Consider the following 7448-nt stretch of genomic DNA (forward strand, 5'->3'; position numbering starts at 1 on the left):
GGCAAGAGGATTAGCATTCATAGGGACGGCGGTGGATTGGTTAATTTTGTTGTTTTGGCGAACTCAAAACTAACCGGTTTTACCGCCGTCTCCTACTTTTTCACGCTAACCTGCGATGAACCATAAAAAAGCATCTTTTGGAAGGATTTTGCGGCGTCGTTTGGCCGTGCGTTTCTGGTTGTATGCCTTGCTTTGCCTGGTGTCACGATGGGGAGCAGCATTCTGACATTCGCGTTCGGCGAAAAATCACCGCCTTACAGTTACTCGCTCGACGACAGGGCCACCGGGCTGTTTCCGGATTTGGTGCAGCTGACGTTCAGTTTTATCCCCGGCTATAGCACGGAACATGTGGTGGTGCCCTGGGCCAGGGCGCAGTACAACGTGCGACTGGGCCTTACCGATGGCCTGCTTACGTATCCGTCGGAGCAGCGACAGGAATACGCCATCTTTTCAGCCGAGCCACTCTTTACGCAGAACTTTGGTCATCTGGTGTACTCGGCTGACAACCCCAACATAGACCTGATCGAATCGGCTACCAGCTTTGCTGACTTGTCCAGTCTGACGGTGATCGTTGAGAGGGGCTCCCAATGGGAAGAGGACAATATTCCCGGCTATCTGGAGCGCGAGCCGGGCCGGGACATGAAAGCGATGATGCATCTTCTTATGCTGCGGAAGGCCGGCGATTTCATGGTGCAGCCCGCTGAAGACGCCCGATTCATCGCTCGACAACTTGGCTATTCGGAGAAGCTGAAGGTTCGAGAGGTTGATTTTATTCCGAATTCCCAGATCCCTTTCCATATTGGCGTTTCGAGGCAGCTTCCGTCCGCTATGGACGTGATCAATCAGGTTGATGCGGTCATGCAGGATCCTGACTTCCAGTCACAACTGAACGCTTTGATCGAAAGTTATCGGTAACGCTGCGAGAACCGTTAAAACCGCGAAAACCGGGACAGATCTATTATTTGGGCAGCCTGGCCCGCTTTTCTGACGTCATTTCCTGTTCCCACTCAGCTTCATCTCCTGGCGCTGGCAGAAACCGGCCAAACTCAATCATTTGTGTCGCTGGTATGTCCTGCAGATAGATCCAGACGTCCTCGGCCGTTATTTTCGCAATTCGCACTATCTCGTCCAGCATCTGGCTCATCAGGGCCTGCTTGACCTCGGTACTGCGGCCTTGCCGCAACAGGCCATGAACATACACCTGTGGCTCCTGGTTCACGGTGCCACCCACAAAGTGCTCGCCCTCATTGGCAGCAAGAAACAGAACCTGGGCAAAGAAACGGGGCGCGCCGGTTTGCGTGTTATGGGCCGTTGTTATGGCCTCCGCAATCTCTGATTTCTGCTGCTGCGACAGGGAAAGATTCGCGACCGTGACGGTATACGTGGGCATGGGGGCATCCTACCGGGAGTGACATGGTTTTACCTGTTCTGGCCGACATTGAGAATCAGGTGGTCTTGTTTCACTATAGCAACGCTTACCGGCATGGCCATGGGCGCGGGCCGGGTGGGCGCCATTTGCGGAATCTGGAGGGCGTAAGCATGCAAATCGGAGTGATCGCAGACACCCACAGCAAGATGCGTCCCGGAGCCCTGGAGGTTTTGAAAGGCTCGGATCTGATCCTTCATGCCGGTGATGTGGGGCGGCTGCAGGTAAGTGAAGACGGTGTGGTGGGTGAGATTATTGAACTGCCGGTTTGATCCCTTGGGGAAGCCGGTAAGTTCTATTCTCCAGTCACACCTTTTCAGGTTCGCTGGCCCTGCAGTTGCCCAACATAAGCAGCGATAAAAGCAGTTTCCTGAAAGGCCTTCAAACCCGTCTCGGAAAACGCAATGGGCAGCGGATTGGCTGCCAGGGTGGACTTGATCAGCGCGGGTGGCAGCAGGGTCACATTCAATTCAACACCTGTGATCAGTTGAATGGCCGCTTCCATTTTGAAGCTGATAGCACCGCCGGCAAATTTGCCTTTGGGCATCCGTTCTTTGATCGCCACACTGCTGACCCCGTACTCGGCCATTAACTCCGCAAAGGCCGCCTGGAACCGCTGCAGATCTTCACGGCTATGATTTTTCGGCAGGGACAGTTTGCGCACCTTGCACTCCGGCAGGTTGAACTGGCCCCTGTCCATATTCAGCAAACACACCACCGCATCGCTGCCAGTCAGCTCAACTCCGCAAACAATCATAGCCTTTACCCTCTATGCGCCCGCTGCTGTCAGCCGCAGCACTTCTTGAATTTGAGTCCGCTACCGCAGTTGCAGAGGTCGTTTCGGGAGGGCGGTTTTACCGTGGTGACCGTTCCTCCTTTATTCAGGATAGCGGTGAGCTCGTTGATAGATTCAACGGCGCCCTCTCTGGTATCAACCGAAATACTCGCGTGCAGCTTCGCCCCGGCCACCTGAGCCTCAACTTCCTGCTTGCGTGCTTCACTGGTAACCACCAGTGTGAGCGGATACTTCCGGCTGCCGCTCTTCTGGCTGGCGTTGGTCTGAAAGCCGCCGTAAGCGGTGTGGTGCTGGCGTGCGTCCTGCCGGCCCTTGAAGAAAAATTTGTCTGACATGCTGAGATCCTGATGGGAAGAATGTCCGAGCTACTGCCGGGTGGAGTCTTTTAGCATGGTTGTGGGAGTGGGGATATAGGGAAAACCGGGACGGATCTATTTTAGATGGGTTTAGGGGCATAGAATTGGCAAGTGGTATCTACTGGGTGTTCATCTTCATCCAGATAACAAACACAGCGAAAGGCTCTGATTATGCACGTGGATAAAGCGAAGAAGCGCATTGCAAAGCAGGTTAAGAAGGGCTTTCACGGCTATCCGTTAGTTTCGCTGGAGTACTTTGGTAAAACGCCGGATTCAGCCAGTGAGGTTGTTATTTCATTTACCGAGGAAGAGGGCGCGGAACCCCAGAAGCAAACGTTTGTGAGTGGCGGTGACGCCCGGGAAGACGAAACTATTCAGTCCACTCTCCTGAAAATCATTGAGCGGGCGGATGCCAAAACGGTGACTGAGGTCAGCGGTATTTCCATTCTCAGTGAAACTTGATTACAGGCAGGCTCGGACGTCGTCCCCAAGGGCAATGTCACCCGCTTCAACCACCCGTGTTGTGATTCCTCCGTGCCCGCGCATGGCGTTGTAACCGCCGGGCCCCAGTGACGTTTCCATTTTGCTGCAGGGATGGCAAAGGCCAGTGTATTCCAGCACCACATTGCCGATTCGGAATTGCTTGCCCTTCAGCGCCAGCAGGTTAAGGCCAGACACCACAATGTTGCGCCGGAAAACCTCGGGTGCGATGGCCTCACGTTGAAGGCAGGACGCAATGGCGTGCAGGTGTTCTTGCTGGATCAGGGTTACCTGCCGTTTGCTGGTTGCGCGACCCTTGAATCGGTCGCCCTCCAGGCCCTTGCCAGGGGTTATCGCCACGCTGTCGAGCGCCTGCATTGGCTCACCGCGTGCGGGGCGGATGCCAATCCATTCCACGCGACCGCATTGGGGGAGGGTGTCTAGCAGGGTTTGAAGTGGGGTTGGTTCAGACATCGGCGCTCGCTCGTAAACAGAGGCGAAACAGCTCCGCCTTTCCATTTTCAGGAAGGTATCAAAAAATAGAAGAAAACCCATTCTTTTGATGAGGCGTAAGCGTATCGTTTTGGTCAGCGCGTTTATTTGAGGAATAGGTATGTTTCGCATTCACGTCGAGAGAGTTGTTGGAAAGGATATCGACACGGTCTTTGAGGCCATCGCAGACCATGCCAGCTATGATCGGTTCCCAGGGGTTAGCAGGTCTGTGCTGATTGAAGAGGGAAAAGACGAAAAAAATGGGACCGGTGCGCTCCGGGTTATCGGAGCCGGCCGGCTTGAGCTGACTGAACGTATTACCCGGTTTGAGAGGCCAAACCGGATGCACTATCACATTGAAAAATCGAGCCCGTTCTCCGTTCAGCACACAAAGGGGGAAATTGTTTTAACTCCCGAGGGTGAACAGACGCGTGTGACCTGGACTTCCGAGGGAGCTGTGCAGGTGCCCTTGCTTGGTCGGATGATGGATCGGATGGCTGAACGCAGCTTTTCGAAAGCCTTTAGCTCCCTCCTGAAGTCGATTGAGAAGCTTTAAATCACCCTTCATGGGGGCTGGTGGATGTTAATGCAGCCAATCTTCGGGGCCTAAACTCACGGTGAACTTATCTATGAGGTTTAATCGTAAGATCATTTGTAATCCACATTGCAAGGAGCTTGTTATGCGTAGGTTTGTTTCGGTGAGGGCTGTACTGCTTTTTCTATCACTGGTGCTTACACCGATGCTCGCCCAGGCGAAGCCGGTTTGGATTGATGTTCGTACGGAAGCCGAGCACAGGCAGAATCACATTGATGGAGACCCTCTCATTCCACACCAGAACATTGTCGCGCGGGTTAGCGAACGGTTTCCGGACAAAAATACGGAGATTAACCTTTACTGTCGTAGTGGAAACAGAGCTGGCAAAGCGAAGTCTGCTCTGGAAAGTGCGGGCTACACCAATGTGAACAACATGGGCAGCGTTGCCGAGGCACGTGAGGCGCGTCAGTGATTCTCACATCGACAGCTTCCAATTGCCCGCAATGAGTGGAAGAAAGTTGCAACTTCCAGTCAACTGGAATCAACGAAACACTGTTTTGCCCGGAGCGCCGAAATGACCAAACCCAGTTGTTACAGCTGTCGGAAAAAGTTTGAGCCATCTGAGCTGAGGATTTCTTACTCAAAAAACTACTGTGAGAATTGTGGCGTGGGGCTGTTTGGTGAGGATTACTTCCGTTTCGTCAGAAAGCCCGCCCCATCTATCCAGAAGAACCTGGCTGTTCATGTTACCGTGCTTCTTTTCTGTGTTGCTGGGTTGCTGTTATGGCTTTATTGAAAGGTGAGCAGTGGGAACCTTACAGAAGTCCGGGACAGGTCTATTTTTCGGGGCTCTTGATATAGAAAACGTTTTTATCCCGTACGCTTATCTCGAAGAGTTCACTGGCCCGGATGAGATCGCTCAGTTTCTTGTACCCGTAGTTCACGGGGGAGAAAGAGCTGTTATTGGAGATGTACTGGCCAACCTTGCCCAGATGGGCCCAACCATCGTCGTCAGCCGTTTGTTCCACCGCAGTCCGCAGAGTCCTCACCAGCACGGTGTCGCCCCTCAGTTTGTTCCGTCCCCACTTGGTTTCGACGGGTGGTTTCGGAGTGCCGCCATTGCTGGCGCTGTCGGGCTCCTCCACATCTTCGCGCAGGTTCTCTGTGTAGATGAATTGCGAGCAGGCGTTGACGAAGGGCATGGGAGTTTTGCGCTCGCCGAAGCCGAAGACTGGTAGGCCGGCCTCAAGAATTCGCATAACCAAGGGGGTAAAGTCGGAATCACTGGTCATGAGGGCGAAGGCATCGACGTTTCCGCTGTAGAGCAGATCCATGGCGTCAATGATCATTGAGGCATCGGTAGCATTCTTGCCGGTTGTATAGGCGAACTGCTGAACCGGCCTGATGGCGTTGGCGTGGAGCTTTTCAATCCACCCGCCCAGTTGGGGGCCGTTCCAGTTGCCATGGGCATGACGCACGTTGACTGCACCGTACTTGGCAAGCTCCTGAAGTACGCCCTCGATGGATTGATGGCTGACGTTGTCACAGTCGATGAGTAGAGCGATTTTGTAGTTGCTGTTCATTTTCTTCGAGCTGTCCCTGTCTCAGATGGTGGATTCCTATGTTAGCAGTAAAAGGCTGGACAGATTTGGATTCCACCTTATGACGATTCCGTGAGAACCGGAACGGATTGAACATTGGTCCGCCCCGGTTTCGGCAATGAACCGTTATTGAACGTCATAAACCTCAATAATCGTCTTGGCCAGCTCAAGGTCGTTCTCATTGGCCAGAGCAAGCTGGTTCAGTGCCCGGATCGTTGTTGCTTTCTCCGAGGCATCGACACCCAACAGTTGCACGATGGTGTCCACCTTTTCACCGCCGCCGCTCGCCAGTTGGTGGCGAAACTCTCCGCTGAACGCGATGATGATTTCCTTGATCTGTCGCGGTTTAGAGGTTGAGATTCCCGTCGGGGTATCAGGCTTCAGAGTGACGAAGTACTGGTCCGGGGAAAACTCGTGAATGGCACCGGAAACGCCATCGGTGGTGGAACCCAGCAGGCCGCCAATCACAATGTTACCGAAGAACCATGGATTGGTTGTGGTCGAAAGCTGAGCAGTGTAGGTCTCGTAGCCTTCCTTTTCGAAGGTAATAGACTGGTTAGAGCCGCGGTCCACCGGAACCGTCAGCGGCGTTTTACCCAGCACGCGGCCGGAAACTGTAACGGTGGCTTCTTCAGGTTCGCTGTTGAATGTGAGTTTCTGGTCGGTTCCGGAGACCACCGATGCGCAACCGGTAGACAGAAACGCGAGGGCGGCCAGAATAATTAGTAGCGGGTATTGCATGGTGCTTCCTTTCAGTGGAGCTGGGTTCCAGCAGGGTTATTGGGTGAGGGACACATCACCGGGCTGGATCTGCAGTTCGGAAAGTTTGTCGAGCAGACCCTGGATGTTGGCTTTTCCGGAGCCTTCGTTGGCCAGCCTTAGGCGCTTGATGGCAGCGAAGGCATCGCCAATGGTGGCGGTGTAAGGGGCGACAACCGTTTCGTTCAGGATTACAGTGCCGTTGTTTTCACGGTCGGTGAGGATGTACCTCACGTGGGTGGTTACCTCGAAGTCCAGCCCGAACATGGGTTGGTCAACTTCCAGCAGGAGTGCTTCGAGCTGATAGCGGCCGGACCCTGCGAGCAATCCCTGTTTCTGCAAAGTTTGTTTCAGGGCGCCTGCGAAGGCGTCGTTGTCGATTTCAGAGGTCCATGCGGGGTTTGTTGCTTCACCGCCTGATATGTCGGTGACATCCACATTGTCCTGCAGGGCTGTGTCATAGGCCTTCACTGGCCCCTCATACACCATGTTGCCCATTTTGGCGCCGGAAGCGCAGCCGGTGAGGTACAGTAGAGCAGCCAGCACTGCCAGGATCCTTGCGTTTCGCACAGTAGATTCCTTCTTACGTAATTGATTATTTTGGTTTATTCCTCGCCGCTAAGCTCGAGCCTATGGCGGCGCGCCATGGTAGCTGAGGGTTGGTGAGCTTGCTATGCACTGAGTGGGTAACCGGAGTAAAATCTCGTGAAATCGAATGGAGGGGATTGGCCGGATGCGAAATATGGGTGGCATGCGTTGGAGATTAAACCCGGCATGCTAATCAGGATTTAACGGAACAAGAAATCTGCTCGAAGTAGCATTCGTGGGGCGTTGATGAAAACGCCGTAGGTGAGAAGAGACCGGGAAGGTTTATTTCCCGGGAGCCTGTAAATAAATCTGTGTAACTGCCCACCCCATTAAAGGTGGCCGTCCAGGCGGTCACCGAATTCGATAATAAAGCGATTCAAGGCCGGCTTCCAATCACGAATCGGCATGGTCCACT

At 53.8% G+C, this 7448-nt stretch carries 12 protein-coding genes; 5 read left to right on the plus strand and 7 right to left on the minus strand.

Features of this window, described 5'->3' with window-relative positions:
* Positions 1–207 precede the first annotated feature (207 nt).
* The gene (locus KEHDKFFH_RS19715; protein ID WP_104323479.1) at positions 208–915 is read left to right on the plus strand and encodes a substrate-binding periplasmic protein; all 708 of its coding nucleotides are present in this window, start codon (positions 208–210) and stop codon (positions 913–915) included.
* Positions 916–958: 43 nt separating this feature from the next.
* Here the strand turns inward: KEHDKFFH_RS19715 and KEHDKFFH_RS19720 are convergent, their stop codons facing one another.
* Complete coding sequence (locus KEHDKFFH_RS19720) at positions 959–1390, minus strand: tautomerase family protein (protein ID WP_104323480.1); 432 nt, start codon at positions 1388–1390, stop codon at positions 959–961.
* Between the two features lie 23 nt (positions 1391–1413).
* Between KEHDKFFH_RS19720 and KEHDKFFH_RS20540 the strand changes: the two genes are divergently transcribed.
* Positions 1414–1698, plus strand: a complete 285-nt coding sequence (locus KEHDKFFH_RS20540) for a metallophosphoesterase family protein (protein ID WP_338418386.1) — start codon at positions 1414–1416, stop codon at positions 1696–1698.
* A 44-nt stretch (positions 1699–1742) separates the two neighbouring features.
* On the opposite strand, the gene KEHDKFFH_RS19730 is transcribed toward KEHDKFFH_RS20540, so the two are convergent.
* Positions 1743–2183: a DUF3010 family protein gene (locus KEHDKFFH_RS19730; protein ID WP_104323481.1), complete on the minus strand. Its 441-nt coding sequence runs from the start codon at positions 2181–2183 to the stop codon at positions 1743–1745.
* A gap of 29 nt (positions 2184–2212) precedes the next feature.
* Positions 2213–2557, minus strand: a complete 345-nt coding sequence (locus KEHDKFFH_RS19735) for a PBPRA1643 family SWIM/SEC-C metal-binding motif protein (protein ID WP_104323482.1) — start codon at positions 2555–2557, stop codon at positions 2213–2215.
* Between the two features lie 192 nt (positions 2558–2749).
* On the opposite strand from KEHDKFFH_RS19735, the gene KEHDKFFH_RS19740 reads away from it, so the two are divergent.
* The gene (locus KEHDKFFH_RS19740) at positions 2750–3040 is read left to right on the plus strand and encodes a hypothetical protein (protein WP_064227737.1); all 291 of its coding nucleotides are present in this window, start codon (positions 2750–2752) and stop codon (positions 3038–3040) included.
* Here the strand turns inward: KEHDKFFH_RS19740 and KEHDKFFH_RS19745 are convergent, their stop codons facing one another.
* Positions 3041–3532: an MOSC domain-containing protein gene (locus tag KEHDKFFH_RS19745; protein ID WP_104323488.1), complete on the minus strand. Its 492-nt coding sequence runs from the start codon at positions 3530–3532 to the stop codon at positions 3041–3043.
* A 139-nt stretch (positions 3533–3671) separates the two neighbouring features.
* Here KEHDKFFH_RS19745 and KEHDKFFH_RS19750 point away from each other — a divergent pair, with 139 nt between their 5' ends.
* Both KEHDKFFH_RS19750 and KEHDKFFH_RS19755 read left to right on the plus strand, forming a co-directional pair.
* Positions 3672–4106, plus strand: a complete 435-nt coding sequence (locus KEHDKFFH_RS19750; protein ID WP_104323483.1) for an SRPBCC family protein — start codon at positions 3672–3674, stop codon at positions 4104–4106.
* 124 nt (positions 4107–4230) lie between these two features.
* Positions 4231–4557 carry a rhodanese-like domain-containing protein gene (locus tag KEHDKFFH_RS19755; protein WP_104323484.1) on the plus strand — a complete coding sequence of 109 codons (327 nt, stop codon included), beginning with the start codon at positions 4231–4233 and terminating at the stop codon, positions 4555–4557.
* Positions 4558–4921: 364 nt separating this feature from the next.
* Here the strand turns inward: KEHDKFFH_RS19755 and KEHDKFFH_RS19765 are convergent, their stop codons facing one another.
* From KEHDKFFH_RS19765 to KEHDKFFH_RS19775, 3 genes are all read right to left on the minus strand, one after another.
* Complete coding sequence (locus tag KEHDKFFH_RS19765; RefSeq protein ID WP_104323486.1) at positions 4922–5668, minus strand: NYN domain-containing protein; 747 nt, start codon at positions 5666–5668, stop codon at positions 4922–4924.
* Between the two features lie 144 nt (positions 5669–5812).
* On the minus strand, positions 5813–6427 hold the full coding sequence (locus KEHDKFFH_RS19770) for a PEGA domain-containing protein (protein ID WP_104323487.1): 615 nt from the start codon (positions 6425–6427) through the stop codon (positions 5813–5815).
* A gap of 36 nt (positions 6428–6463) precedes the next feature.
* Complete coding sequence (locus tag KEHDKFFH_RS19775; RefSeq protein ID WP_241956576.1) at positions 6464–7015, minus strand: hypothetical protein; 552 nt, start codon at positions 7013–7015, stop codon at positions 6464–6466.
* Positions 7016–7448 lie beyond the last annotated feature (433 nt).

Origin of the sequence: Marinobacter maroccanus, assembly GCF_002933275.1 — a bacterium.
Taxonomy (GTDB): Bacteria; Pseudomonadota; Gammaproteobacteria; order Pseudomonadales; family Oleiphilaceae; genus Marinobacter; species Marinobacter maroccanus.

What these genes read in the sequence shown, in the direction of transcription:
- KEHDKFFH_RS19715 (WP_104323479.1), top strand. Translation starts at nt 208, where the DNA reads ATGGGGAGCAGCATTCTGACATTCGCGTTCGGCGAAAAATCACCGCCT.
- KEHDKFFH_RS19720 (WP_104323480.1), bottom strand. Translation starts at nt 1,390, where the DNA reads ATGCCCACGTATACCGTCACGGTCGCGAATCTTTCCCTGTCGCAGCAG.
- KEHDKFFH_RS20540 (WP_338418386.1), top strand. Translation starts at nt 1,414, where the DNA reads ATGGTTTTACCTGTTCTGGCCGACATTGAGAATCAGGTGGTCTTGTTT.
- KEHDKFFH_RS19730 (WP_104323481.1), bottom strand. Translation starts at nt 2,183, where the DNA reads ATGATTGTTTGCGGAGTTGAGCTGACTGGCAGCGATGCGGTGGTGTGT.
- KEHDKFFH_RS19735 (WP_104323482.1), bottom strand. Translation starts at nt 2,557, where the DNA reads ATGTCAGACAAATTTTTCTTCAAGGGCCGGCAGGACGCACGCCAGCAC.
- KEHDKFFH_RS19740 (WP_064227737.1), top strand. Translation starts at nt 2,750, where the DNA reads ATGCACGTGGATAAAGCGAAGAAGCGCATTGCAAAGCAGGTTAAGAAG.
- KEHDKFFH_RS19745 (WP_104323488.1), bottom strand. Translation starts at nt 3,532, where the DNA reads ATGTCTGAACCAACCCCACTTCAAACCCTGCTAGACACCCTCCCCCAA.
- KEHDKFFH_RS19750 (WP_104323483.1), top strand. Translation starts at nt 3,672, where the DNA reads ATGTTTCGCATTCACGTCGAGAGAGTTGTTGGAAAGGATATCGACACG.
- KEHDKFFH_RS19755 (WP_104323484.1), top strand. Translation starts at nt 4,231, where the DNA reads ATGCGTAGGTTTGTTTCGGTGAGGGCTGTACTGCTTTTTCTATCACTG.
- KEHDKFFH_RS19765 (WP_104323486.1), bottom strand. Translation starts at nt 5,668, where the DNA reads ATGAACAGCAACTACAAAATCGCTCTACTCATCGACTGTGACAACGTC.
- KEHDKFFH_RS19770 (WP_104323487.1), bottom strand. Translation starts at nt 6,427, where the DNA reads ATGCAATACCCGCTACTAATTATTCTGGCCGCCCTCGCGTTTCTGTCT.